Annotated in this window: 23 protein-coding genes and 1 pseudogene; 14 read left to right on the forward strand and 10 right to left on the reverse strand. The window is 71.2% G+C overall.

The window, feature by feature from the left end; genetic code table 11:
- Nucleotides 1-23 precede the first annotated feature (23 nt).
- The 4 genes from OG210_RS06590 to OG210_RS06605 form a co-directional block, all read right to left on the reverse strand.
- On the reverse strand, nucleotides 24-362 hold the full coding sequence (locus tag OG210_RS06590) for a DUF3817 domain-containing protein (protein ID WP_328331533.1): 339 nt from the start codon (nucleotides 360-362) through the stop codon (nucleotides 24-26).
- A 199-nt stretch (nucleotides 363-561) separates the two neighbouring features.
- A complete protein-coding gene (locus tag OG210_RS06595) occupies nucleotides 562-1,068 on the reverse strand; it encodes a MarR family winged helix-turn-helix transcriptional regulator (RefSeq protein WP_266852950.1) in 507 nt (168 codons plus the stop codon).
- A gap of 107 nt (nucleotides 1,069-1,175) precedes the next feature.
- Nucleotides 1,176-1,469 carry an MTH1187 family thiamine-binding protein gene (locus tag OG210_RS06600; protein ID WP_164266645.1) on the reverse strand — a complete coding sequence of 98 codons (294 nt, stop codon included), beginning with the start codon at nucleotides 1,467-1,469 and terminating at the stop codon, nucleotides 1,176-1,178.
- Complete coding sequence (locus OG210_RS06605) at nucleotides 1,466-1,813, reverse strand: DUF3817 domain-containing protein (protein WP_328331531.1); 348 nt, start codon at nucleotides 1,811-1,813, stop codon at nucleotides 1,466-1,468. The genes OG210_RS06600 and OG210_RS06605 overlap by 4 nt, the downstream gene beginning before the upstream one ends.
- A 190-nt stretch (nucleotides 1,814-2,003) precedes the next feature.
- Between OG210_RS06605 and OG210_RS06610 the strand changes: the two genes are divergently transcribed.
- From OG210_RS06610 to OG210_RS06625, 4 genes are all read left to right on the forward strand, one after another.
- On the forward strand, nucleotides 2,004-2,642 hold the full coding sequence (locus OG210_RS06610; RefSeq protein ID WP_328331529.1) for an AIM24 family protein: 639 nt from the start codon (nucleotides 2,004-2,006) through the stop codon (nucleotides 2,640-2,642).
- Nucleotides 2,642-3,292, forward strand: coding sequence for an AIM24 family protein (locus OG210_RS06615; protein WP_266852956.1), 651 nt, complete (start codon nucleotides 2,642-2,644; stop codon nucleotides 3,290-3,292). Before OG210_RS06610 ends, OG210_RS06615 begins: the two co-directional genes overlap by 1 nt.
- Nucleotides 3,289-4,065, forward strand: coding sequence for an AIM24 family protein (locus tag OG210_RS06620; RefSeq protein WP_328331527.1), 777 nt, complete (start codon nucleotides 3,289-3,291; stop codon nucleotides 4,063-4,065). Before OG210_RS06615 ends, OG210_RS06620 begins: the two co-directional genes overlap by 4 nt.
- A gap of 175 nt (nucleotides 4,066-4,240) precedes the next feature.
- Nucleotides 4,241-4,714, forward strand: coding sequence for a MarR family transcriptional regulator (locus tag OG210_RS06625; protein WP_328331525.1), 474 nt, complete (start codon nucleotides 4,241-4,243; stop codon nucleotides 4,712-4,714).
- A 68-nt stretch (nucleotides 4,715-4,782) separates the two neighbouring features.
- On the opposite strand, the gene OG210_RS06630 is transcribed toward OG210_RS06625, so the two are convergent.
- Complete coding sequence (locus OG210_RS06630; protein WP_328331523.1) at nucleotides 4,783-5,670, reverse strand: carbohydrate kinase family protein; 888 nt, start codon at nucleotides 5,668-5,670, stop codon at nucleotides 4,783-4,785.
- Nucleotides 5,671-5,907: 237 nt separating this feature from the next.
- Here OG210_RS06630 and OG210_RS06635 point away from each other — a divergent pair, with 237 nt between their 5' ends.
- The 7 genes from OG210_RS06635 to OG210_RS06665 all read left to right on the forward strand — a co-directional run bounded on the left by OG210_RS06635 (nucleotide 5,908) and on the right by OG210_RS06665 (nucleotide 12,002).
- Nucleotides 5,908-6,660, forward strand: a complete 753-nt coding sequence (locus OG210_RS06635) for a GntR family transcriptional regulator (RefSeq protein ID WP_328331521.1) — start codon at nucleotides 5,908-5,910, stop codon at nucleotides 6,658-6,660.
- Nucleotides 6,657-7,643: a carbohydrate kinase family protein gene (locus tag OG210_RS06640; protein WP_371535270.1), complete on the forward strand. Its 987-nt coding sequence runs from the start codon at nucleotides 6,657-6,659 to the stop codon at nucleotides 7,641-7,643. The genes OG210_RS06635 and OG210_RS06640 overlap by 4 nt, the downstream gene beginning before the upstream one ends.
- A complete protein-coding gene (locus OG210_RS06645) occupies nucleotides 7,627-8,370 on the forward strand; it encodes a hypothetical protein (protein WP_371535272.1) in 744 nt (247 codons plus the stop codon). Before OG210_RS06640 ends, OG210_RS06645 begins: the two co-directional genes overlap by 17 nt.
- A 1-nt stretch (nucleotide 8,371) precedes the next feature.
- The gene (locus tag OG210_RS06650; protein WP_371535274.1) at nucleotides 8,372-8,686 is read left to right on the forward strand and encodes a hypothetical protein; all 315 of its coding nucleotides are present in this window, start codon (nucleotides 8,372-8,374) and stop codon (nucleotides 8,684-8,686) included.
- Between the two features lie 18 nt (nucleotides 8,687-8,704).
- Entirely contained in the window at nucleotides 8,705-9,589 is an 885-nt protein-coding gene (locus OG210_RS06655; RefSeq protein WP_328331513.1) for a BtpA/SgcQ family protein, read from the forward strand.
- Nucleotides 9,590-9,923: 334 nt separating this feature from the next.
- Nucleotides 9,924-10,625 (forward strand): TenA family protein, encoded by a 702-nt coding sequence (locus OG210_RS06660; RefSeq protein WP_371535276.1) that lies wholly within the window; start codon nucleotides 9,924-9,926, stop codon nucleotides 10,623-10,625.
- A 102-nt stretch (nucleotides 10,626-10,727) separates the two neighbouring features.
- Complete coding sequence (locus OG210_RS06665; RefSeq protein WP_328331509.1) at nucleotides 10,728-12,002, forward strand: MFS transporter; 1,275 nt, start codon at nucleotides 10,728-10,730, stop codon at nucleotides 12,000-12,002.
- Between the two features lie 57 nt (nucleotides 12,003-12,059).
- Here the strand turns inward: OG210_RS06665 and OG210_RS06670 are convergent, their stop codons facing one another.
- Both OG210_RS06670 and OG210_RS06675 read right to left on the reverse strand, forming a co-directional pair.
- On the reverse strand, nucleotides 12,060-13,493 hold the full coding sequence (locus OG210_RS06670; RefSeq protein ID WP_328331507.1) for a HAMP domain-containing sensor histidine kinase: 1,434 nt from the start codon (nucleotides 13,491-13,493) through the stop codon (nucleotides 12,060-12,062).
- Complete coding sequence (locus tag OG210_RS06675) at nucleotides 13,490-14,152, reverse strand: response regulator transcription factor (RefSeq protein WP_328331505.1); 663 nt, start codon at nucleotides 14,150-14,152, stop codon at nucleotides 13,490-13,492. Before OG210_RS06675 ends, OG210_RS06670 begins: the two co-directional genes overlap by 4 nt.
- A 143-nt stretch (nucleotides 14,153-14,295) precedes the next feature.
- Here OG210_RS06675 and OG210_RS06680 point away from each other — a divergent pair, with 143 nt between their 5' ends.
- Nucleotides 14,296-14,901 (forward strand): PepSY domain-containing protein, encoded by a 606-nt coding sequence (locus OG210_RS06680; protein ID WP_371535279.1) that lies wholly within the window; start codon nucleotides 14,296-14,298, stop codon nucleotides 14,899-14,901.
- On the opposite strand, the gene OG210_RS06685 is transcribed toward OG210_RS06680, so the two are convergent.
- The 3 genes and pseudogenes from OG210_RS06685 to OG210_RS06695 all read right to left on the reverse strand — a co-directional run bounded on the left by OG210_RS06685 (nucleotide 14,840) and on the right by OG210_RS06695 (nucleotide 18,746).
- Complete coding sequence (locus OG210_RS06685) at nucleotides 14,840-16,141, reverse strand: MFS transporter (protein ID WP_371535281.1); 1,302 nt, start codon at nucleotides 16,139-16,141, stop codon at nucleotides 14,840-14,842. The genes OG210_RS06680 and OG210_RS06685 overlap by 62 nt on opposite strands.
- 358 nt (nucleotides 16,142-16,499) lie before the next feature.
- Nucleotides 16,500-17,450: pseudogene (gene meaB / locus OG210_RS06690) on the reverse strand (methylmalonyl Co-A mutase-associated GTPase MeaB); the annotation flags it as partial.
- 96 nt (nucleotides 17,451-17,546) lie between these two features.
- Complete coding sequence (locus tag OG210_RS06695) at nucleotides 17,547-18,746, reverse strand: acetyl-CoA C-acetyltransferase (RefSeq protein ID WP_328331499.1); 1,200 nt, start codon at nucleotides 18,744-18,746, stop codon at nucleotides 17,547-17,549.
- Between the two features lie 134 nt (nucleotides 18,747-18,880).
- Between OG210_RS06695 and mce the strand changes: the two genes are divergently transcribed.
- Both mce and scy read left to right on the forward strand, forming a co-directional pair.
- Entirely contained in the window at nucleotides 18,881-19,351 is a 471-nt protein-coding gene (gene mce, locus OG210_RS06700) for a methylmalonyl-CoA epimerase (protein ID WP_328331497.1), read from the forward strand.
- 187 nt (nucleotides 19,352-19,538) lie between these two features.
- A complete protein-coding gene (gene scy, locus OG210_RS06705; protein ID WP_371535284.1) occupies nucleotides 19,539-23,258 on the forward strand; it encodes a polarized growth protein Scy in 3,720 nt (1,239 codons plus the stop codon).
- Nucleotides 23,259-23,297: the final 39 nt, after the last annotated feature.

Below are 23,297 nucleotides of genomic sequence, written 5' to 3' on the forward strand. Positions count from 1 at the left end.
CGCACACCGTGCGGGCGGTGGTGTTATGCCTTCGCGGTGACCGGGGCCGGCTCGGTGATCCGGGGCTCCAGCTCGCGGGAGATCCTGCGCTCGACGAAGAAGGCCGCGGTCGGGACCGTACCGGCCAGCAGCACCCAGATCTGCTTGGCGACCGGCCACTTCGCCTTGGAGCCGAGGTCGAAGGCGAAGATCAGGTAGACCACGTACAGCCAGCCGTGCGCGATACCGACCACACTGACGAAACCGGTCGCCCCGTTGATGTCCAGCAGGTACTTGGCGATGACGCCGAGGGTCAGCAGGACCAGCAGCACACCGGTGACATAGGCCATCACGCGATAGCGGGTCAGCACGCTTCGTTTCATGCAGTCGAGCGTATCCGGGCGCTATGGGCGATCTTCGGCGGGGTTGCCCTCCGGGCCGAGGCAGGGCTGCCCCGGGGACCGAGGCGGGGCTGCCCTTGGGCCGGGCACCCGCCGGAGCGCCCGGCAGAGCCGCGCACAGGGCCTGCACGGCCCGCAGCGGCACCCCGCGCCCCTGCCGGTCTGCCGGTCCTGGACGGCCCTACTCCTCGAAGTCGTCCGCCGCCACCCGCAGCGGCCTGAGCATCGAGAAGATCTCGCCGCACCCCTCCGCGTCGTACGCGGAGAGACCGAACTCCATCTTCATCAGATCCGCACTGGCCGCCTCGACGACCTCGCGGCCCTTGTCGGTGATGGAGGCCAGTGTGCCGCGCCCGTCGTTCGGGTTGGGGCGCTTGTCGACCAGACCCGACGTGACCAGCCGGTCGACGGTGTTCGTCACCGATGTGGGGTGCACCATCAGCCGCTCGCCGATCTTGGACATCGGCAGTTCGCCCGCCTTGGAGAAGGTGAGCAGCACCAGGGCCTCGTAGCGCGCGAACGTCAGCCCGTACGGCTTGACGACCGCGTCGACCTCAGCGAGGAGGATCTGGTGGGCGCGCATGATCGAGGTGATGGCGGCCATCGAGGGCACGGGACCCCAGCGCTGCTGCCACAGTTCGTCGGCGCGCGCGATGGGATCGAAGGGAAGGCTGAGCGGCTTCGGCACGGCACCGACCCTACCGGCCGGTCATATGACGGTCAGCCCCGTCTCGCCCTTCGGTCCGCGGACCGAAGGGCGGCTGCCGCACGGCTCCGTACGGCAGGGGGCGCGCGTCAGGGCGCCAGGTGCCGCTCGACCGTTTCGACCTTGGACGTCAGACCGTCGGTGACCCCCGGCCTGATGTCGGCCTTGAGTACGAGCGAGACCCGCGGCGCACGCGCCTCGACGGCCTGGACGGCGCGCCTGACGACATCCATCACCTCGTCCCACTCGCCCTCGATGGAGGTGAACATGGCGTCCGTACGGTTCGGCAGGCCCGACTCGCGTACGACACGGACCGCGTCGGCGACGTACTCGCCGACGTCCTCGCCCACACCCAGCGGGGAGACCGAGAAGGCGACGATCACGACGTCTCCACCACGCCCTCGCGGCGCGCGCGGGAGGCGATGACCGCGTTCTCCGCCTCGCGGCGCAGCTTGCGCTCCGCGAAGAAGCCGCCGGTGGGCAGCACCGACAGGACGAAGTAGAGGATGCCGGTCCCGGCGGACCACTTGGTGCGGTTCCAGGCGTCCGCCCAGAAGATCACGTACAGCACGAAGAGCACGCCGTGCACCATGCCCATGACCGGCACCGCGTTGAAGTCCGTGGTCCGCTTGAGGACCGAGCAGACGAGCAGCAGCAGGAAGGAGACCGCCTCGGGTGCGGAGACCAGGCGGAGGCGGCGGATGGCGGATGCGGTCTTGATGTCCACGGAGGAAACCTTCGGCAGCGGGCGGCGGGAACGGACCGTGCGCGGTGGTGATCACACACGCGCGTGATCTTGTGAAAGTGCGCACAAACTCGGAACCATTGTGGCAGCCCCGCATATCAGGGCTCTTTCAGGGTGCGTCTACGCCCCGGGAACCCTGTGCGCAGCCGCTCCGGCCCGTTACCTTCGGACCGTGGCTCAGTTCCGACTCCAAGGCAGCAAGATGCTCGCCGTCGACATGACAGGCGACGCCGTCAAAGCGAAGAACGGCTCGATGGTCGCCTACGACGGCCAGATGACCTTCAAAAAGATGTCCGGCGGCGGTGAGGGGCTCCGCGGGATGGTGACCCGGCGCCTCACCGGCGAGCAGATGAGCGTGATGGAGGTGCGCGGCAAGGGCACCTGCTACTTCGCCGACCGCGCCACCGAGATCAACCTCGTCGCCCTGCACGGCGAGAAGCTCCATGTGGAGGCGAGCAACCTCCTCTGCACCGACGCGGGGCTGCGCACCGGCACGACCTTCACCGGGCTACGGGGCGCGTCCCAGGGCAACGGCCTGTTCACCACCACCGTCGAGGGGACGGGGCAGGCCGCGGTGATGTCGCACGGCCCGGCGGTCGTCCTGCGGGTCAGTCCGCAGTACCCGCTCCTGGTCGACCCGGGGGCGTACATCGCGCACACCGGCAGCCTCCAGCAGCACTTCCAGACCGGGGTCAGCTTCCGGACCTTCATCGGCGAGGGGTCCGGCGAGTCCTTCCAGATCCGGTTCGAGGGCGAGGGGCTTGTCTATGTGCAGCCCAGCGAGCGCAGCACGATCGGGGGTGATGTCTGATGCCGTTCACCGAGATCAACTCGAAGATGGTCGAGGCCACGGTGGTGCCCGGCCAGAAGCTCTACAGCCAGCGCGGGGCGATGCTCGCGTACCGGGGCGACGTGACCTTCACCCCGAACATCCAGGGCGGTCAGGGCGGTGTGATGTCCATGATCGGACGGCGGGTGGCCAACGAGGCCACGCCGCTGATGACCGTGGAGGGCCGCGGCACGGTGATGTTCGGGCACGGCGGCCACCACATCCAGGTGATCTCGCTGGCCGGCGACACCCTCTATGTGGAGGCGGACCGGCTGCTGGCGTTCGACGGTTCGCTCCAGCAGGGCACGATGTTCATGGGTTCCCAGGGCGGGGTCATGGGGATGGTGCGCGGCCAGGTCACCGGCCAGGGGCTGTTCACCACGACGCTCAAGGGCCACGGGGCGGTGGCGGTGATGGCGCACGGCGGGGTCGTGGAGCTGCCGATCACCCCGCAGGGGCCGGTGCATGTGGACCCGCAGGCGTATGTCGCCCACCACGGGGACGTACGGAACAAGCTGTCGGCGGCGCTCGGCTGGCGGGAGATGGTGGGGCGCGGCTCGGGCGAGGCGTTCCAGCTCGAACTGTCCGGCAGCGGCGCGGTCTATGTGCAGGCATCGGAGGAGAAGCTGTGACGGGACCGGTGGTCCATGACCCGATGACGCTGCCGGCCAACGACAACGTCAACAAGTACACCTTCTGTGTGGAACTCAGCGGCAGCCAGTGGTTCCTGCAGAAGGGCAAGATGATCGCCTACTACGGGCGGATCGAGTACAACGGCTTCGGCAACGGCCGGTTCGACCACCTGCTGCGCAGCAGCTTCCACTCCCCGCTGCACGCATCGGACTGGGTGGTGGCGGAGGGCTCGGGCAAGATGCTGCTCGCTGACCGGGCCTTCGACGTGAACTCGTTCGACCTGGACGACGGCAATCTCACGGTCCGCTCCGGCAACCTGCTGGCGTTCGAGCCGTCACTCTCCCTGAAGCAGTCGATCGTGCCCGGCTTCCTGACCCTGATCGGTACGGGGAAGTTCGTGGCCGCTTCGAACGGTCCGGTCGTCTTCATGGAGCCGCCGATCCGGGTCGATCCGCAGGCCCTGGTCGGCTGGGCGGACTGCCCTTCGCCCTGCCACCACTACGACCACTCCTATCTGACGGGGGTGCTGGGCGGGATCAGGTCGTTCACCGGTCTCGGGGGCGTGTCGGGCGAGGAGCACCAGTTCGAGTTCGTGGGCGCCGGGACGGTGCTGCTCCAGTCGACCGAGGCGCTGCTGCCCGAGAAGCCGACCGGATCCGTGCCGGACGAACCGGGCATTCCCGGTGGACAGGGGCCTCGTTCCGGCCAAAACAGCTCAGGAGCGCGCTTTCCCGGCCAGGTCGGGGATCTTCAGCGCCGCTTCGGGCTGTGAGCACTAGCCTGCGGAGTGTAACGTCGAACATCTGAACCCCCGGCACAGATACCGGATCGGGATCGCCGCCCGCGATCGGGGTCACGGTGGCGCAGTGTGGCGCGCGCCGGGGGTGAGGCCTGAGTGACACCCCCCATGTTGTCCAATATTCAACTTCTTAGGTAGAATTCTCATTATGGAGACCGAGACGGCCACCCGCTGGCTGAACCAGGCGGAGCAGTGTTCCTGGCGCACCTATCTGGACGCCAACAGGCTGCTGACGTACCAGATGGAGAAGGACCTCCAGCCGTTCGGCCTGACGATGAACGACTACGAGATCCTGGTCAATCTCTCCGAGGCCGACGACCGGCGGATGCGGATGAGCGACCTCGCCGCCGCCACCCTTCAGTCGAAGAGCCGCCTGTCCCACCAGATCACCAGGATGGAGAAGGCCGGGCTGGTCCGCAGGGAGAACTGCGAGTCGGACCGGCGCGGGCTGTTCGCCGTTCTCACCGACCTCGGCGGCGAGACCATGCAGAAGGTCGCACCGCACCATGTGGCCTCGGTGCGCAGGCACTTCATCGACATGCTGACGCCCGAGGAACTGGCCGCACTGCGTGAGTCGCTGACGCCGGTCGCCGATCAGCTGCGGGGGCTGCGCAAGAGCTAGAGCCTTCCTCGGGGGCCGGACAAGGGCTGGCGCCCTTCCTCGGGGGCCGGTGCAAGGGTTGGAGCCCTTCATTCGACGCCGTTCGCGCCTCGGGCCGGATACCCGGCGACCGCGGCCCGGTCGGGCAGGCCGGCCCTGGCACCGGGCGCCGTGCAGGACAGGCCGGCCGCCACGGCTGCAAAGCGTGCCGCGTCGACCGGTTCCGCCCCGCGCTCCAGTTCGGCGAGGTAACAGCCCACGAAGCAGTCGCCCGCCCCGGTGGCGTCCTGGACCCGTACGGCGATGGCCGCTCCGGCCCGGGTGTCACCGGTCGGCGTGTGCAGCCGCCAGCCGCGGGCGCCATCGGTGAGCAGCAGATGCGTCCGGTGCGACACCGCGGCCGCGCGTGCGTCCGGGCCGAGCAGCCGCTCCGCCTGCGCCCGGCCGATGATCGCGTGCTCCGCCACCGACAGGGCCGCGTGCGCCGCCTCGGCCGACTCGCAGCCGTCCATGTCGACGACCGTGCGCAGGGCCGGAGCACCGGCCAGCAGCGGAGCGGCCCAGGGAAACCGGTAACCGTCGAGATAGAGCCACCCGCCGCCGGCCCGGGAGAGCGACCGCACCACCTCCGCCACATGGTCCTCGGTGATGTCGTCGTCCTGGCTGATCACGGACCGCTCGCCGTCCGGAGTGACGAGGATGACCGCGGTGGTGAGGTGGCCACGGCGCGAGGTCCACGCCACGTCCACGCCCTGAGCGCGGAGACCGTCGAGGAAGGCGGTGCTCAGCGGATCCGGCCCCACCACACCGGCGAACCTGGCGTCGGCCCCCATCCGCGCCGCGGCCGTCGCCGCGTTCGCACCCATCCCCCCGTCATGGCGCCGGATGCCGAGCGCCTGTACGCGGTCTCCCGGCCCCGGAAGGGCCGGAACGTTCACCGTCAGGTCGCTGTTGCCGTACCCGCAGAAGACGATCATGAAAAAGGCACCCCATTCACCGTGGAACTGCAAATCCGCTGCGCCCAGGCCAAGTGCCGCTCCAGGGAGGCGACTTGAGCCGGATTCCGGTGCGTGATCCCCGGGCCGCCCTCTCCGTACTGCGGCAGCACCGGATTTCCGCGCGAGAGCCCGGCGTCACCGGGCCGTCGACCGGACACCCGAAGTTTTCCAAGCTGACCCGTTGACCAAACGTCATGACGTTCGCATAATTTCGGCATGGCTTGGGATGACGAAGACTTGCTGGACGGCCCCGTACCGAAGTGGCATCAGATCGCCGAGCGTCTGCGATCGGCCATCTCCGACGGCGAGTTCACGGCCGGCGACGCACTGCCGTCCGAGACTCTGCTCACGCGGCGCTTCGGCATCAGCCGGACGACCGCCCGCAGCGCCCTGAACGAGCTGGAGGGCGACCAGCTGGTCAGCCGCCGGTCGGGAAAGGGCACGATCGTGCTCCCGCCCAAGGTGGAGCAGCCGCTCAACCTGCTGGCCTCGTTCTCGGACGACATGCGGGCCCGCGGCCTGGCGCCGGGCTACCGGCTGGTCTCCGTCACCGTGCTGCCGGTTCCGGCACAGGTCGCCAAGGAACTGGGGCTGTGCGAGGGCGACCAGGCGGTCTGCGTGGACCGGGTGCTGCTCGCCGACGGAGAACCGATCGCGTCCAGCCTGTCGTGGCTGTCACCCCAGATCGTCCCCCCGGCCGCCGCACCGCCCGAGGCGGCGCTGCGCGACTCCTCGCTCTACGAGTGGATCGAGCGCACCACAGGTACGCGGATCGGCTCGGGCGAGGAGTACATCGAAGGAGGGGTCGCCGACGCGCAGTTGGCGCAGCGGCTGGCCGTCACCAAGGGCGCTCCGATCCTCATCGCCCGCCGCCGCTCGCTCTCGACGTCCGCCGTCCCTCTGGAGTACGTGGTGATCACCTACCGGGCCGACAGGTACCGCTTCCGGATCGAGCTCACCCGCCCATGAACAAGACAGCGGTCTTCGTCGGAGACACGGTGTTCGACACCACGATCCGAGTGGGCGCCCTTCCCGCCGCCGACGAGAAAGTGGTGAGCGACCACCTCACCGACTCGGTGGGAGGCGTGGTGACCAACGCGGCCGTCGCGTGCTCCCTGACCGGAACCCCGACCACGCTGGTGAGTTCCGTGGGAACGGACGCGGCGGGGCGCGAGTGCGCCGCGCAGGCGGAGAGCCTCGGCCTCGACTTCCGGCCCGAGGTGTCGGCAGGCGCTTCCAGCCGGGCCGTCATCACGATCGCCGAGGACGGCGAGAAGCACCTCATCCTCATACCCGGTGCGCGTATGTACCCCTCCGAAGGCGTCTGCCGACAGCTTTCTCTCGCGCAGGCGGGGTGGCTGCACACGGCCGTCTACGACCCGGAGGCCGCGCGGGCCGTCATCTCCCGGTGTGCGGAGAGCGGTGTTCCGTGGTCGGTCGACCTGGAGCCCGCGACGTTCCCGGACGGGATCGAGACACTCGCCGACCACATCGACGGCGCCGCCGCGGTGTTCTGCAATTCTCATGCCGCGCGGGCCATCGGCCCTTCGGCGGTCCGGATCCTCTTCGAACTGGGCGCCCGCTCGGTGGTGTTCACCGAAGGCTCGCACGGCGCGCGCTGGTGCGCGCCGGGCTGTGCGGAGGTCGCCGTTCCCGTCGTACGCGACACGGCCCCGGTGGCGGACACGACAGGGGCGGGCGACTGCCTCGCCGGGTCGTTCGTCGGCATGATGCTCGACACCGGTGACCCGCTCGAATCGCTGCGCTATGCGGTGACGGCGGCCTCCCGCAGCTGCTCGGGGCTGGGCGGCCACCCGTCCTACGCCACGAGGGCCGAGGTGACGCGGCTGCGCAGGACCGCCGGCACATCTCCCGCTTCCGGCGACGCGACACCGCACCCCGCACCGGTCACGCCGTCGGTCCGGGGAGGTTCGCATGACGCTGATGAGTGAGGAGACGGAAGTCTTCGGAGCGGCCCCCGGACAACGGTGCGCCGTACTGTTCCTGGCCCATTGGCGTACACCCGGTCCCGGCGACGCGGGCCGGTCCGCACGGGCGGTCACCGAGCAGCTCGCAGTGCTCCGGGCGCAGGGCTGGCTGCTCTCGGTCGACGGCATTCTCGCCGGGCACGGCCATCGGGCGCCGGACACACCGTTCGTGGACACACCCACCATGTACGAGACGGGGTTCTCCCACGACGTCGACTTCGTCGGCATGTTCGAGGCCCCGACCACGTCGGACGCCCTCAACGGGACGCTCGCTCTCGAACGGGCGGGGTGGGCCCGTCTGTTGCGGACCGAATGGCTCATCGGGCCGAAGGAGTTCCTGCCCGTGGTCGGCCCCGCGTCCCGGCCCGAGGAGGACGACTGGGGCTTCTTCGCACTCTGGAAGTGGAACAGCGCCTGGCAGGCCGCCACCGCGCAGGAGCGGCGCGCATACGACCTGGAGTGCGACACCGCCTTCTCGTCCGACGTGCGCGACGGCGCCGCCATCGCCGGCCGGTACCGGCTCGACAGCGCGAGCCAGTGGGACCACGTCGGGGTCTGGCGGGTGCCGAGCGTGGCCATGGTGCAGACGGCGATGCGCGAACACACCCGGGTGGCGGACTTCAGGTTCACCACCTCACGCCACTACATCGGTCGTCGGACAGCGCTCGGCGACGCCTTCCGGAGGAAGTGACATGAACGACGTCGTCTGGCTGCACTACTCCCTGCCCCGCACCGCGTGGTTCGACATCGGGCCCGCGGCCCGGGCGCGGTACGAGCAGGCGTTCCAGGAACAGCGTGACGCGTCGGAACGGCTGGGCGGGAGAGGCGGCGGACGCTTCCACGTACGCGGACAGAGCGACTACTCCCAGGTGGAGATCTGGTACTTCCCCACCGCCGAGCACGCTTTCGACCACTGGTCCCGCCTGGTCGCCGCCGGATACACCAGCTGTTTCGAGTTCTCCAACCAGGTGGGGCAGGCCGATCCGGCCGACGCCCCCTTCACCTGAATCAACTGAAAGGACCCCATGAACAACCCGGTTGACAGCACCGCAGCCGAGCGAGCGCTCGGTGTCTTCCCGCCGAAGGAGTCGGCCCTGGGCTCGATCTTCGGCACCGACCGCGTCGTCATCGGTGTCGTGCACTGCCCCCCGCTCCCCGGCAGCCCCCACTACCGCGGCGAGCCGCTCGCGGACGTGATCCGGTTCGCCGTGGAGGAAGCGACGGCGTACCAGCAGGGCGGGGTGCACGGACTGATCGTGGAGAACGCCTGGGACCTGCCCTTCCCCAAGCCGGAGGACCAGGGCTTCGAGACCGCGGCGAACCTGGCGGTGATCAGCGACCATGTGCGCGAGAAGGTGGGCCTGCCGGTCGGTGTGAACGTCCTGGCGAACGGGGCGCACTGCTCGATAGCCACCGCGCAGGCCGCCCAGTCGGCCTTCGTACGCGTCAACCAGTGGGCGAACGCCTATGTGGCCAACGAGGGCTTCATGGAGGGGCTGGCCCCTTCGGCGACGCGCTACCGGGCGACGCTCAGGGCCGAACAGCTGAAGGTGTTCGCGGACGTCCACGTCAAACACGGTTCGCACTCGATCATCGCCGACCGGTCCCTGGCGGAGCAGACGGAGGACGCCGAGTTCTTCGACGCGGACGTGCTCATCGCGACCGGCGGCCGCACCGGTGACGAGGCGGCCGAGAGCGAGGTCCGGGGCATCATGGACGCCACCCGGCTGCCGGTGATCATCGGTTCGGGAATGAACGAGGACAACGCGGAGCGGCTGCTGTCGCTGTGCCACGGTGCCATCGTGGCCTCGTCGTTGAAGGAGAACGGCCGCTGGTGGGGCCGGGTCGACCGGACGAAGGTCAGGGCCTTCACCCGGCACGCCGAGAAGGCGGGCTACCAGCTTCCCTGACGGGCAGCACGATCGGCCCATGAACGGCTGGTGGACCGTACCGGGCCACCGGGCACCCCGCGCCTGCGGGCCGGGCCCACCAGCCGGGCTCCGGCGGCCGCACCGCAGCCGCCGGAAGCGGCACGGCTTGCGGGCGCGGCTTGCGGCACAGCGCGCGGGATCTCGCAGGCCGCCATGAATTTCCGTCCCGGCCGTGTCAGTCCCGGCCGTGTCAGTCCCGGCCGTCAGTCCCGGCCAGAAGCGCGCGTGCGCGGCCGGCTGCCCTGCCTGCGCGGCCCACCAGGACCCACTCACTCACCGGCAGCGCCCGGTTGCGACAGCGGAGGTATGCCCCATGCCAGCACGACATTCAGAACATGCACGACATTCAGCCGCGCTGCCGGCGCAGTCCGGCCCCCTCGGCGGGGCCCTCAGCGAAACCCTCAAGGAGCGGAACGCGGACGTATGGAACGAGGCGCTCACCATGCGGTTCGTCCGCGACGTCACCCAGGACACGGTCAGCGACGCCGTCTTCGCCCGGTACCTGCTGTTCGAGCGGGAGTTCGTGGACACCGCGGCCCGGCTCGCGGGCGCAGCAGTGCGCGAGGCACCCGGCGCCGCCGCGCTGGCCGGGCACGCCCGTACGCTGCACGCCCTGGTGACGGACCAGTACGCGTACTTCTCCCGGGCGTTGGAGACCACGGGTGTGCCGGAGGTCGGTCCGCGGGCGCAGGAGCAGGCATCGGTGCTCACCGAGCAGGTCCTGGACGCCGCCGACGCCCTCGGCTATCCGGCCATCGTGACGTGTATGTACGCGGCGGAGTCGCTGTACGAGAACTGGTGCCGCACGGCCGACCGTTCACCGTCGGCACGCACTGAGGTCGCGGACTGGGTCCACCTGCACACGGTGGAGCCCTTCACCGCTCAAGTGCGTTTCCTGGAGGCCGAGATCGACGCCCTGGAGATCCTCCCCGAGACGGCGGAGGACCTGGTCAAGGTCTTCGGCAGGGTCCTCGAGGCCGAGATCGGTTTTCACGAGGCCGCCTACGCCGAGTAGGACCCGGCCGCTCATGAACGCACATTCCTGACTGGCCGACCTGTCCTGGCCGGCGACAGCCACCGCTACTGATCGCTCGGAGAACACACGGAAGGTGGAGCGATGCCGGACGCACACGGACACAGCAACATCCTCGACAGGATCGGCATTCCGCGAAGTCTGGCGGCGGGATATCTGGCGCTGGCGTTCTTCATGATCGGGGACGGTGTCGAACAGGGCTATCTCTCCGCGTTCCTGAACGACCAGGGTTTCGCCGCCCACCGGGTCGCGCTGATGTTCACTCTCTACGGGGTGACCGCAGGCGTCTCCGCGTGGATGGCCGCCGCCCTCTCCGACGTCTTCGGACCACGCCGGCTCATGGCGGTCGGCGTCGTCGTCTGGGTGGTGTTCCACGTCCTGTTCATCACTCTGGGGGTGACGGAGCACTCCGGGGTGATGCTGCTCGTCTGCTACGGGCTGCGCGGGTTCGGGTATCCCCTGTTCGCCTACGGGTTCCTCATGTGGATCGTACGGACGGCGCGGCCGGAGAAGCTGGGCGTGGCCGTGGGCTGGTTCTGGTTCGCCTACATCGCCGGTTTCTCCACCCTGAGTCCACTGATCGCCAAGGAGAGCATCGCTCTCATCGGGCCGTTGCCGACGCTGTGGTCGGCTCTGCTGGTGATAGCCGTCGGCGCGGTGATCGCCCTCAACGTGCACGCCCCGGGCGGGGACCGCCCGGCCGCCCGGCCGGAGGAGAACCCGCTGCGCGGGCTGGTCAAGGGCGTCTCCGTGCTCTGGCAGGAGCCGAAAGTGGCCGCGGCGGGGCTGATCCGGGTCGTGAACGGTGTCTCCCAGTTCGGGTTCCCGGTCTTCCTGCCGGTCTACTTCACCAAGTCCCTCGGGTTCCCGCTCGGCGACTGGCTCACCATCTACTCCGTGATGTACATGGTGAACCTGGGGTGCAATCTGCTCGCCGGGTACTGGAGCGACAAGTACGGCGTCACCACCGTGCTCCGGTGGATGGGCTGTGTCGGCTGTGCTGTCACCACCGTGGCCTTCTACTACATACCCACCGCGACACACAGTTTCTGGCTGTCCCTGATCACCGGCAGCGCGTTCTGCGCCTGCCTGGCCGGGTTCTCCCCGATGTCCGCTCTGATGCCGCAGATCGCCCCCCGGCGTACCGGCGCCGCCATGGCCGGGCTCAACCTCGGGGCAGGTCTCGGTACGGCGGCCGGTCCTGCCCTGGTCGGCCTCTGCCTCACACCGCTGGGCGTGGCCGGCGTGATGTGGGTGTTCGGCGCCTGCTACCTGGTCGGCGCCCTGCTCACGGCGTTCCTCAGGCTCCCCGCGCAGCAGGGCTCGCCCGTACCCGCCACCGAACCGTCCACTCCCTGAACGGCAACGGTGCCGGCACCGACGGTGTACGGATCCGGCCACGGCGCGGGCACGTGATCAGCAGGGCTGCTGGGAGGAGCCCGGAGCCCCCTGGCTCCGCGCCGCGGGCAGGTCCAGTGCGAAGACGGCGCCGTCGCCGACGGTGAGCGTCCCGCCGTGCCGGTGCGCCACATCGCGGGCGATGGCCAGGCCGAGACCGGCGCCGCCCTCGTCACGGGTCCGGGCGTCGTCGAGCCGTACGAACCGCTCGAAGATCCGCTCGCGCTGCCCGGAAGGCACTCCGGGGCCGTCGTTGGCGACCTCCGCTATGAGGCGGCCGTTCCGCTCCCGTACGGACACCTCGACCCCCGAGCGGGCATGGCGCTGGGCGTTGTCCAGGAGATTGCCGATCACCCGCGCCAACTGCCCACGCGAGCCCTCCACTTCGAGACCCCCGGCGGCATGCACCGTCACCGGGACCCGGCCCGCCTGACGCCGCGACACCTCCTCGCTCACCAGCTCCCCCAGATCGATCCGCGCCGCACCGGGCCGCTCCCCCGCGTCCAGCCGGGCGAGCAGCAGCAGGTCGGCGGCCAGCTCCTGGAGCCGTACGGTGTCCGCGACCGCGCCGTCGACGTCCAGCAGCTCCGGATGCGCGGCGCCGACCTCCAGCTGGATACGGAGACTCGCGATGGGGCTGCGCAGTTCGTGCGAGGCGTCCGCGACGAACCGCCGCTGCCGGTCCACTGATTTCTCCAGCGCGGTGAGGGTCGCGTTGGTCGTACGGGCCAGCCGGGCGACCTCGTCGTGCGAACGTGGCTCCGGGACCCGCCGGGCCAGATCCTCGGACGCCGTGATCGCCGCCATCTCCCGCCGGATGCCCTCGACGGGGCGCAGGGCGCGCCGGGTCACCAGCCAGGTGACACCCGCGACGACCACCAGCAGGGCGGGCAGCCCGATGAGCATCGCACCGCGGAGCGAGCTGACGGCGCTCTCCTCGGTGGTGAGGGGGGCGCCCGCGTAGACGATCAGGGTGTCGTCGCTGCCGTTGGTCACCTCGACGGCGGCGAACCGGTAGTCGGCGGTGTCGCCGTCGACGGTCGCCGTGCCGGAGCTGAACTGGGCGTCGTCGTGCGAGACCTCACCGCGCGGCGGATCGTCGTCGTTGTGGTCGTGGTCCGCCGTGTACGCCACCGGATGCACCGCGGTGGTCGCCGTCCCCGTCACCGCGTCCAGTTCGTCACTGGCGGCGCGCAGCTTGCCGTGCTCGGTGACCACCTGCACCGGATTCTGGTCCGAGTCGGGCAGGTCCAGCTTGTGGAACGGGACGTCGAGCGCGACCTGCGACGCGACGTTCTGGGCGGCGACCTCGGCGCGCAGATCGGTCTGGCCGGTGAGGTTCGACCGCAGGACCAGCAGGAGGGAGACCCCCGCGGCGACCAGCGCCACAGCGACGACGACCGTCGCGCCCAGCGCCGCCCTGGCCCGTACGGAGCCGAATACGCGCGTCATCCGGCGACCAGCCGGTAGCCCGCGCCGCGCACGGTCTGGATGAGGTCGGCGCCCAGTTTGCGGCGCAGGGCGCTCACATAGACCTCGACGATGTTCGGGTCGCCCTCGTAGGCGAAGTCCCAGACGTGCTCCAGTATCTCCGGCTTGCCGACCACCTCGCCCTGGCGTACGACGAGTTGCTCCAGGACCGCGAACTCCTTCGCCGTGAGGGTGACTTCGGCGCCCGCGCGGTGGACGCGGCGGGTGGCGGTGTCGACCGAGAGGCTCCCCGCGGTGAGCACGGGCGACGGCCGGCCGGCGGCGCGTCTGCGGAGCAGTGCCCTGATCCTGGCGACGAGGACCACGTAGGAGAACGGCTTGGTGAGGTAGTCGTCCGCCCCGGTGTCAAGACCCTCGGCCTCGTCGTACTCGCCGTCCTTGGCGGTCAGCATCAGGATAGGGACGTCGTGGCCCGCCGCCCGGAGGGCCGCGCAGACCCGGTAGCCGTTCATCCCGGGCAGCATGATGTCGAGCACGACCAGGTCGTACGGGCCCTCACTGGCCAGGTGCAGCCCTTCGAGCCCGTCGTGCGCGACATCCACGGCGTAACCCTCGGCGGTGAGTCCGCGGGCGAGGGACACCGCGAGCCTCTTCTCGTCCTCCACGATCAACAGGCGCATGGGGACAGCTTCGCAAATGGAAGCTGAAGGCATCTTCAGGCGTCTTCAGGCTGCGTTCAGCACGTCCCCGGCAGATTGGAATCCGTCCGGGGCAGTCGAGCCGGCCAAGGCACCCGCCACACTCGCCACACGGAGGAAATCCCATGAAGCGCACCTACGTCATCGCATGTGTCGCAGCGGCGGCCCTGGCGGCGGGCGGCACGGCCACCGGGGTCGCCCTCGCGGACGGCGGCGGCTCGGGCTCCTCCGCTGCTGCCTCCACGACGGCGTCCGCGCGGACCGCGAGTACGGGGTCCGGTTCGGTTTCCCCGTCTTCAGGCTCAGGCGGCGTGGTGACGGTCGACGGGGTGATCCGCTCGGCCCAGGCGTCCGAGCCCGGCACGGTCACCTCCGCCGAACTCGACCACGGCCGCTGGGAGGTCGACCTCTACGGCAAGGACCGCGTCCGGCACGAGATCCGCCTGGACCGCGAGACCGGCAAGGTCGTCTCGTCGCGCCGGGACGGCGGCGACCAGGACGACCGCAAGGGCGCCCCGGTCACCGCGGTCCGCGCCGCGGCGGCGGCCCGCGGAGCCGTCCCGGGTACGGTCACATCGGTCGAGCTGGACAACGGCCGCTGGGAGGCCGAGGTAACGGCGCACAACGGCTCCCGGCACCAGGTCTACACCGACCTGACCACCGGAAAGGTCACGTCCGCGCACCTGAACCGGCACCAGCACGACGACGCAGGCCACGACGCCGACGACTGATCCGCAGACGACTGATCCGGATCCGGCCCGGCAGGACCGGCAGGGCGGACGCGGCGGAGAGCAGGGCGGGAGCCGCCACCAGCGCGAAACAGAGCGCGAGCGGAACCCGCCCGACCAGGACGCCGACGGCGGCCGTACCCCCCGTCGACCCGGCGTTCACCGCGGTGTTGACCCAGGCACCGGCCCGGGTGCGGGCGTCCGGGGCCGCGCTCTCGTCGGCGATCAGATACGCGGTCGTCAGCGCGGGCGCCACGAAGAGACCGGCCAGGGCGGCGGCAGCGGCCAGCACCGGAAGATCCGGTGCGAGTCCGGCGCCGGCCAGGGTGAGCCCGAGGCCCGCGGCGAGCAGCGCGAGCCGCAGCCGGGCGGGTGCGCGCCAGGCGACCGCCCCGTTGACCAGTCCGCCCGCCACGCTGCCGCCGGAGAGCGCGGCCAGCACCCAGGCGACGGCGCCGGGTTGGCCGTGCTGCCCGGCGTCGGCGACCACCAGCAGATCGACCCCGCCGAGTGCCAGCCCCACCCCCGCGGCCACCACCACGGGCTGCCGGGGCCACCGGGGCCCTACGCCGGCCGGACCGGTGGCGTACGGTCCTGCCTCCGGGCCGGCCGGCCGGAGGCCGCCGGGCGGTGAACCGGCGCTCTCGCGGTGCGGGTCCGCCGCGACCGGCGACGTCACCATGGCCAGGGTTCCCGCCAGCACCAGGAGGGCGCTGACGGCGACTCCCACGGAGGGCGCGGCGCAGATCACCAGGGCGCCGACGAGCAACGGCCCGGCGACGTGGAGCAGTTCCTCCGCGACCCCGTCCAGGCTGTACGCGCTCTGCAACAGCTCCCGGCCGGGGACAAGCCGGCGCCACAGGGTCCGCATGGTCGGCCCGAGCGGTGGCGTCCCCGCACCGGCGGCCGCGGCCAGTGCCGCGATCAGCGGCGGGGACGTGCCGGGGTGCCGGGTGGCGGCGGCGAGCACCAGGAGCAGCGCCGCGTAGCAGCCCGCCATCGGGATGAGCGCCCGGCGGGGGCCGTAGCGGTCGACCAGGGCGGCCCTGGCGGGCGAGAGACAGACGCTGGTCGCCCCGAAGAGCGCCATGGCGGTGCCCGCGAGGGCGAAGGAGCCCGAGGCGTCCTTGACGGCGAGTACGAGGGAGAGGGAGACCGTTCCGTAGGAGAGACGGCCGATCAGGGCGGCGCCGAAGGTGCGGCGGGCGTGCGGGGGCCGCAGGACAGCGGCGTAGGACGGCATGGGGGTTCCTCGGAAGCGGCACGGACAGGACACCGGGTGGTCGGCCGGGTCCTACGCACGAGGGAGGAACATACGATCACGGTAGCAGGGGGCGCTTCCGGCCGCCCGGTTTCGCCGTCGCCCGGCTGCCGCCTTCGGGCGCCGCCCCGCTCGGCCCGACACCCTTGCGCCCGGCGTCAGTTCGACCAGCCGTCAGTACCGGCCGCCCCGTTCGGTCCGACGAGCCCCGCGCCCCGCTTCGGTTCGACCGGCCCGCCGCACCGGCCCGCCCCGCTCAGTCCGACGAGCCCCTGGTACCGACCGCCCCGGCTGTCCCGTCCGGCCCGGCAGCCCCCGCAGCCGCTTCCTTCACGGCGGCCCCCTCCGTCACGGCCTCCACCAGGGTGTCCGCCGCCGCGTACGGGTCCAGGCTGCCCGCGACGATCCGTTCGGCCAGTGCGTCCAGGCGGTGGTCGCCGCGCAGGTCGCCGATCCGTTCGCGCAGGGCCGTGACCGCGATCGTCTCGACCTCGTGCGCCGCGCGTGCCCTGCGGCGCTCGCCCAGGACGCCGTGCTCCTCCATCCAGGCCCGGTGCTTCTCCAGCGCCTCGACGACCTCGTCGACGCCCTCGCCGCGCGCCGCCACGGTCTTCACGATCGGCGGGCGCCAGTCGCCGGGGCCGCGTGCCTCGCCCAGGCCCAGCATGTGGTTGAGCTCGCGCGCGGTCGCGTCGGCGCCGTCCCGGTCGGCCTTGTTGACGACGTACACATCGCCGATCTCCAGGATTCCGGCCTTGGCGGCCTGGATCCCGTCGCCCATCCCGGGCGCGAGCAGCACCACCGATGTGTCGGCCTGCGAGGCGATCTCCACCTCGGACTGGCCGACGCCGACCGTCTCCACCAGCACCACGTCGCACCCGGCCGCGTCCAGCACCCGGATCGCCTGCGGGGCGGCCCAGGCGAGGCCGCCCAGATGGCCCCGGGTGGCCATCGAGCGGATGTAGACGCCCGGGTCGGACGCGTGCTCGGACATCCGGACCCGGTCGCCGAGCAGCGCGCCCCCGGAGAAGGGCGACGAGGGGTCGACGGCGAGCACACCGACCCGCTTGCCGGCCCGCCGGTACGCGGAGACCAGTGCCGAGGTGGAAGTCGACTTACCGACACCCGGTGAACCCGTCAGCCCGACGACGTACGCGCCGCCGGTCAGCGGGGCCAGCCGCGCCATCACCTCGCGCAGCTGCGGGGACGCCCCCTCCACCAGGGAGATCAGCCGGGCGACGGCCCTCGGCCTGCCCTCACGAGCCTGTCCGACCAGGGTGGGGACGTCCATGTCCACGTTCACAGCTCCGCTCAGTCCGATTCCGTATGGGGCCGGTTCCGTATCCGGGTTCCGTATCCGGGTGCCCGTCGCCGACCCGGACCGCTCCTACTTGGGTACGCGCACGATCAGGGCGTCGCCCTGCCCGCCACCGCCGCACAGGGCGGCCGCGCCGACCCCGCCGCCGCGCCGCTTCAGCTCCAGCGCGAGGTGCAGGACCACCCGGGCGCCGGACATCCCGATGGGGTGTCCGAGTGCGATGGCGCCGCCGTTCACGTTCACCTTTTCCGGCGAGACTCCGAGGTCCTTCATTGACTGGACGGCGACGGCCGCGAACGCCTCGTTGATCTCGATCAGATCGAGGTCGCCGACGCCGATGCCCTCCTTGCCCAGCGCGTGCTGGATGGCCCGGGACGGCTGGGACTGCAGGGAGTTGTCGGGGCCCGCCACATTGCCGTGCGCACCGATCTCGGCGATCCAGTCGAGCCCGAGCTCCTCCGCCTTGGCCTTGCTCATCACCACGACCGCGGCCGCGCCGTCGGAGATCTGCGACGACGTGCCGGCGGTGATCGTGCCGTCCTTGGCGAAGGCGGGGCGCAGCTTGCCGAGCGACTCCGCCGTGGTCTCGGCCCTGATGCCCTCGTCCTGCGAGAAGAGCACCGGGTCGCCCTTGCGCTGCGGGATCTCGACCGGCGTGATCTCGGCCTCGAACAGGCCGTTCTTCTGCGCGGCGGCGGCCCGCTGGTGGGAGCCGGCGGCGAAGGCGTCCTGCGGGGCGCGGTCGATGCCGAGGCGGGTGTTGTGCTTCTCGGTGGACTCACCCATAGGGATGGAATCGAAGGAGTCGGTGAGGCCGTCGTACGCCATCGAGTCGAGCATCTCGACCGCGCCGTACTTGTAGCCCGTACGGGACTTCGGCAGCAGATGCGGTGCGTTGGTCATGGACTCCTGGCCGCCGGCCACCACCACGTCGAACTCACCGGCGCGGATCAGCTGGTCGGCGAGGGCGATGGCGTCGAGCCCGGAGAGACAGACCTTGTTGATGGTCAGCGCGGGGACGTTCATGGGGATGCCCGCCTTGACGGCGGCCTGGCGTGCCGGGATCTGCCCTGCCCCGGCCTGGAGCACCTGCCCCATGATCACGTACTGCACCTGGTCTCCGCCGATGCCGGCCCGCTCCATCGCGGCCTTGATCGCGAAGGCGCCGAGGTCGGCACCGGAGAAGGACTTGAGCGAGCCGAGGAGCCGGCCCATCGGGGTCCTGGCTCCGGCGACGATCACGGAAGTGCTGCTGTTCGTTCCAGACATGAGGCGCGGCCCCTTGGATGAGAGTGAACGAGGGTTTACTTGAATGTACTGAGCGGTCCCCCGCCCGTCACCGCCCCACCCATGTGATCGCGCGCACGTTGCGTAACCATGTGTCGGCGCGCTGCACTGGGGGAATGCTGACGCGAATCGACCACATCGGGATCGCCTGCTTCGACCTCGACAGGACCGTCGAGTTCTACCGGGCGACATACGGCTTCGAGGTGTTCCACACCGAGGTCAACGAGGAGCAGGGCGTCCGGGAGGCCATGCTCAAGATCAACGGGACGTCCGACGGCGGTGCCTCCTATCTCCAGCTGCTGGAGTCCGTCCGCGAGGACTCCGCGGTGGGCAAGTGGCTGGCGAAGAACGGCGAGGGCGTCCACCACATCGCCTTCGGCACCGCGGACGTGGACGGTGACTCCCAGGATATTCGGGACAAGGGCGTCCGTGTGCTGTACGACGAGCCGCGCATCGGTTCCATGGGTTCCCGCATCACGTTCCTTCACCCGAAGGACTGCCACGGGGTCCTGACGGAGCTGGTCACGGCGGCCGCACCGCACGGAGCGGCCGCGGAAGCCGATGCGGGGGGACCCTCTGGCTCGTAAGGAGCACTGACCTCCGGATACCTGGGCCGGTAGAGTGGGCGGCTCCGGTCCGGGGCCGGATCGGGGCCTGTGACCCATGCCTCGTCGTTGATCTGACACCATTCCCCCCGGGGGCCCGTCGTCGCCGAGACGACGGTGCTCGTACGGGAAGAGTGTGTTGCGACCAGGGGACGGATGGGACCGCGCAGTGCGGGGCTACGAACGCCAGGAGAGCCACCGGGCTGAAGACGACCATCTTTCGCGGTTCGAGGCCAAGATGGACCGGCTGAAGACCGAGCGGGAGAAGGCCGTACAGCACGCCGAGGACCTCGGTTACCAGGTCGAGGTCTTGCGTGCCAAGCTCCACGAGGCGCGCCGCAGTCTGGCGTCCCGTCCTGCCTACGACCAGGCCGACATCGGTTACCAGGCCGAGCAGTTGCTGCGGAACGCGCAGGTGCAGGCCGACCAGTTGCGCACCGACGCCGAGCGCGAACTGCGCGAAGCACGCGCCCAGACGCAGCGCATCCTCCAGGAGCACGCCGAGCACCAGGCCAGGCTCCAGGCCGAGCTGCACAGCGAGGCGGTCACCCGGCGCCAGCGCCTGGACCAGGAGCTCTCCGAGCGCCGGCAGACCGTCGAGTCGCACGTCAACGAGAACGTGGCCTGGGCCGAACAGCTGCGCGCCCGGACCGAGTCCCAGGCGCGCAGGCTCATGGACGAGTCGCGCACCGAGGCCGAGCAGTCCCTGGCCGCCGCCCGCGCCGAGGCCGAGCGGCTGGTCACCGAGGCCCGCCAGCGCCTCGGCTCCGAGACCGAGTCGGCCCGCAACGAGGCCGACACCATCCTGCGCAGGGCACGCGCCGAGGCGGAGCGGCTGCTCACCGCCGCCTCCACCCAGGCGCAGGAGGCCACCACCCACGCCGAGCAGCTGCGTACGTCCACGACCGCCGAGTCCGACCAGGCCCGCCAGCAGGCAGCGGAGCTCAGCCGCGGTGCCGAGCAGCGGGTCCAGGAGGCCGAGCGCGCGCTGCGCGAGGCGCGGGCCGAGGCCGAGAAGGTCCTCACCGAGGCGAAGGACGCGGCGGCCAAGCAGCTCACCACGGCCGATTCGGTCAACGAGCAGCGCACCCGCACCGCGAAGGCCGAGATCGCCCGGCTCGTCGGTGAGGCGACCAAGGACGCCGAGGCCCTCAAGGCGGAGGCCCAGCAGGCACTTGAGGACGCCCGCGGCACCGCGGAGCGGATGGTCGCCGAGGCGAGCGACAAGGCCAGGACGGCAGCGGCCGAGGACGCAGCCGCGCAGCTGGCCAAGGCGGCCAGGACCGCCGAGGAGGTCCTGACGAAGGCCTCCGAGGACGCCAGGTCGACCACCAGGGCCGCGGCCGACGAGGCCGAGCGGATCCGCCACGAGGCGGAGGCGGAGGCCGCGCGGCTCAGCGACGAGGCCGCCGAGTCGGCCGAGCAGCTCAAGGGTGCGGCCAAGGACGACACCAAGGAGTACCGGGCCAAGACGGTCGAGCTCCAGGACGAGGCGCGCAGGCTCCGCGGCGAGGCCGAGCAGCTGCGCGCCGACGCGGTCGCCGAGGGCGAGCGCATCCGCGGTGAGGCCCGCCGGGAGGCCGTGCAGCAGATCGAGGAAGCGGCGCGGACCGCCGAGGAGCTGCTGGCCAAGGCGAAGGCCGACGCGGACGAGGTGCGCTCGGGAGCCACCGCCGAGTCGGAGCGGGTACGCGCCGAGGCCGTCGAGCGCGCCACGACGCTGCGTACCCAGGCCGAGGAGACGCTGGAGCGTACCCGTACCGAGGCCGGGCGGCTGGCCGCCGAGGCGGAGGAGCACGCCGAGGAGACCCGCACCCAGGCCGAGGAGGCCGCCGGTGTGCTGCGCGAGGAGAACGAACGCGGCATAGAGGCCCGCAGGGCCGACGCGGCCGATGAGCTGGCCCGGCTGCACGCCGAGGCCGAGGAGCGGCTGAGCGGCGCCGAGACGGCGCTTGCCGCCGCCCGCGCCGAGGCGGAGCGGCTCCGCAAGGAGACCGCCGACGAGACCGAGCGACTGCGCACCGAGGCGGCCGAGCGGGTCAGGGCGCTCCAGGCACAGGCCGAGCAGGAGGCCGAGCGGCTGCGCGACGAGGCAGCGGCTGACGCCTCGCAGGCCCGTGCCGAGGGCGAGAACATCGCCGTACGGCTGCGCAGTGAGGCCACCGCGGAGGCGGAGCGGCTCAAGTCCGAGGCGCAGGACAGCGCCGACCGGATGCGCGCCGAGGCCGCGGCGGCGGCCGAACGCGTCGGTACGGAGGCCCAGGAGGCGCTCGCCGCCGCCCAGGAGGAGGCCAACCGGCGTCGCCGGGAGGCCGAGGAGACCCTGTCGTCGGCCCGTGCCGAGGCCGAGCAGGAGCGGGTCCAGGCGCGCGGCCAGAGCGAGGAGTTGCTGGCCTCCGCGCGCAAGCGGGTGGAGGAGGCGCAGGCCGAGGCCGCCCGGCTGGTCGAGGAGGCGGACCGCAGGGCCGCCGAGCTGGTGTCGGCCGCCGAGCAGACCGCCCAGCAGGTACGGGACTCCGTCGCGGGTCTCCAGGACCAGGCCGAGCAGGAGATCACCGGGCTGCGCTCGGCGGCGGAGCACGCGGCCGAGCGGACCAGGACGGAGGCGCAGGAGGAGGCGGACCGGGTCCGTTCCGACGCGCACGCCGAGCGGGAGCGCGCGTCCGAGGACGCGAGCCGGATCCGCAGCGTCGCCCAGGAGGAGTCCGAAGCCGCCAAGTCCCTGGCCGAGCGCACCGTTTCGGAGGCGATCGCCGAGTCGGAGAAGCTGCGTTCCGACACCGCCGAGTACGCCCAGCGGATGCGGACCGAGGCCTCCGACACGGTGGCGTCGGCCGAACAGGACGCGGCCCGCGCCCGGGCCGACGCACGCGAGGACGCCAACCGCATCCGCTCGGACGCGGCGGGCCAGGCGGACGCCCTGATCGCGGAGGCTGCCGGCGAGTCGGAGCGGATGCGGGCCGAGGCGGCCGAGACCGTCGGCTCCGCCCAACAGGCCGCCGAGCGCATCAGGCTGGAGGCCGAGCGGGTCAGGGCCGATGCCGCCGCCACCGCCGAACAGCTGCGTGCCGAGGCCCAGTCGGAGTCCGACCGGATGCTGGACGAGTCCCGCGAGGTCGCGTCCAAGCGCCGTGCGGACGCGGCGGAACAGGCCGACCAGCTGATGTCGAAGGCCCAGGAGGAGGCGCTGCGCACCGCCACCGAGGCCGAGGCGCAGGCCGACACGATGGTCGGAGCGGCGCGTCAGGAGGCGGACCGGATCACCGCCGACGCGACCGTCGAGGGCAACAGCCTGGTGGAGCGGTCCCGTACGGACGCCGATGAACTGCTCGTCGGCGCACGCCGGGACGCGACCGCCATAAGGGAGCGGTCCGAGGAGCTGCGGGACCGGGTGACGGCCGAGATCGAGGAGCTGCACGAGCGGGCCCGCCGCGAGACCGCCGAGCAGCTCAAGTCTGCGGGCGAACGCGTGGACAAGCTGCTGAAGGCGGCAGCCGACCAGCAGGCCGAGGCCGAGGCGAAGGCCAAGGAGCTGGTGTCCGACGCCGAGTCGGAGGCCGCCAGTGTCCGGATCTCCGCCGTCAAACGGGCCGAGGCTCTCCTGAAGGAGGCCGAGCAGAAGAAGGCCGGTCTGATACGGGAGGCGGAGCAGCTCAAGGCGGACGCCACGGCCGAGTCGGAGCATCTCATCGAGGAAGCCACCCGCGAGCACGATGTGCTGATGCGCCGTCGGGCGGACATCCAGGCCGAAATCTCCCGTGTCCAGGACGTGCTGGAGGCGTTGGAATCCTTCGAGGCGCCGACCGGGAGCGGCAAGACCGCAGACGGCGTCAAGGCGGGTGCGGCGGCAGGCGGAACTCGTCCGAGTGGCAAGCCTTCTGATGGCTAGCCACTCAAAAGGCTGGACATTCTCCAGATCAAACGGGCA

The sequence above is a fragment of the Streptomyces sp. NBC_00466 genome, from assembly GCF_041433995.1.
Classification (GTDB): Bacteria; Actinomycetota; Actinomycetes; order Streptomycetales; family Streptomycetaceae; genus Streptomyces.

Excerpts from the sequence above, each read along its gene's own strand:
- OG210_RS06590 (WP_328331533.1), bottom strand. The coding sequence starts at position 362 with ATGAAACGAAGCGTGCTGACCCGCTATCGCGTGATGGCCTATGTCACC.
- OG210_RS06615 (WP_266852956.1), top strand. The coding sequence starts at position 2,642 with ATGCCGTTCACCGAGATCAACTCGAAGATGGTCGAGGCCACGGTGGTG.
- OG210_RS06625 (WP_328331525.1), top strand. The coding sequence starts at position 4,241 with ATGGAGACCGAGACGGCCACCCGCTGGCTGAACCAGGCGGAGCAGTGT.
- OG210_RS06630 (WP_328331523.1), bottom strand. The coding sequence starts at position 5,670 with ATGATCGTCTTCTGCGGGTACGGCAACAGCGACCTGACGGTGAACGTT.
- OG210_RS06635 (WP_328331521.1), top strand. The coding sequence starts at position 5,908 with ATGGCTTGGGATGACGAAGACTTGCTGGACGGCCCCGTACCGAAGTGG.
- OG210_RS06640 (WP_371535270.1), top strand. The coding sequence starts at position 6,657 with ATGAACAAGACAGCGGTCTTCGTCGGAGACACGGTGTTCGACACCACG.
- OG210_RS06645 (WP_371535272.1), top strand. The coding sequence starts at position 7,627 with ATGACGCTGATGAGTGAGGAGACGGAAGTCTTCGGAGCGGCCCCCGGA.
- OG210_RS06650 (WP_371535274.1), top strand. The coding sequence starts at position 8,372 with ATGAACGACGTCGTCTGGCTGCACTACTCCCTGCCCCGCACCGCGTGG.
- OG210_RS06655 (WP_328331513.1), top strand. The coding sequence starts at position 8,705 with ATGAACAACCCGGTTGACAGCACCGCAGCCGAGCGAGCGCTCGGTGTC.
- OG210_RS06660 (WP_371535276.1), top strand. The coding sequence starts at position 9,924 with ATGCCAGCACGACATTCAGAACATGCACGACATTCAGCCGCGCTGCCG.
- OG210_RS06665 (WP_328331509.1), top strand. The coding sequence starts at position 10,728 with ATGCCGGACGCACACGGACACAGCAACATCCTCGACAGGATCGGCATT.
- OG210_RS06670 (WP_328331507.1), bottom strand. The coding sequence starts at position 13,493 with ATGACGCGCGTATTCGGCTCCGTACGGGCCAGGGCGGCGCTGGGCGCG.
- OG210_RS06675 (WP_328331505.1), bottom strand. The coding sequence starts at position 14,152 with ATGCGCCTGTTGATCGTGGAGGACGAGAAGAGGCTCGCGGTGTCCCTC.
- OG210_RS06680 (WP_371535279.1), top strand. The coding sequence starts at position 14,296 with ATGAAGCGCACCTACGTCATCGCATGTGTCGCAGCGGCGGCCCTGGCG.
- OG210_RS06685 (WP_371535281.1), bottom strand. The coding sequence starts at position 16,141 with ATGCCGTCCTACGCCGCTGTCCTGCGGCCCCCGCACGCCCGCCGCACC.
- OG210_RS06695 (WP_328331499.1), bottom strand. The coding sequence starts at position 18,746 with ATGTCTGGAACGAACAGCAGCACTTCCGTGATCGTCGCCGGAGCCAGG.
- mce (WP_328331497.1), top strand. The coding sequence starts at position 18,881 with ATGCTGACGCGAATCGACCACATCGGGATCGCCTGCTTCGACCTCGAC.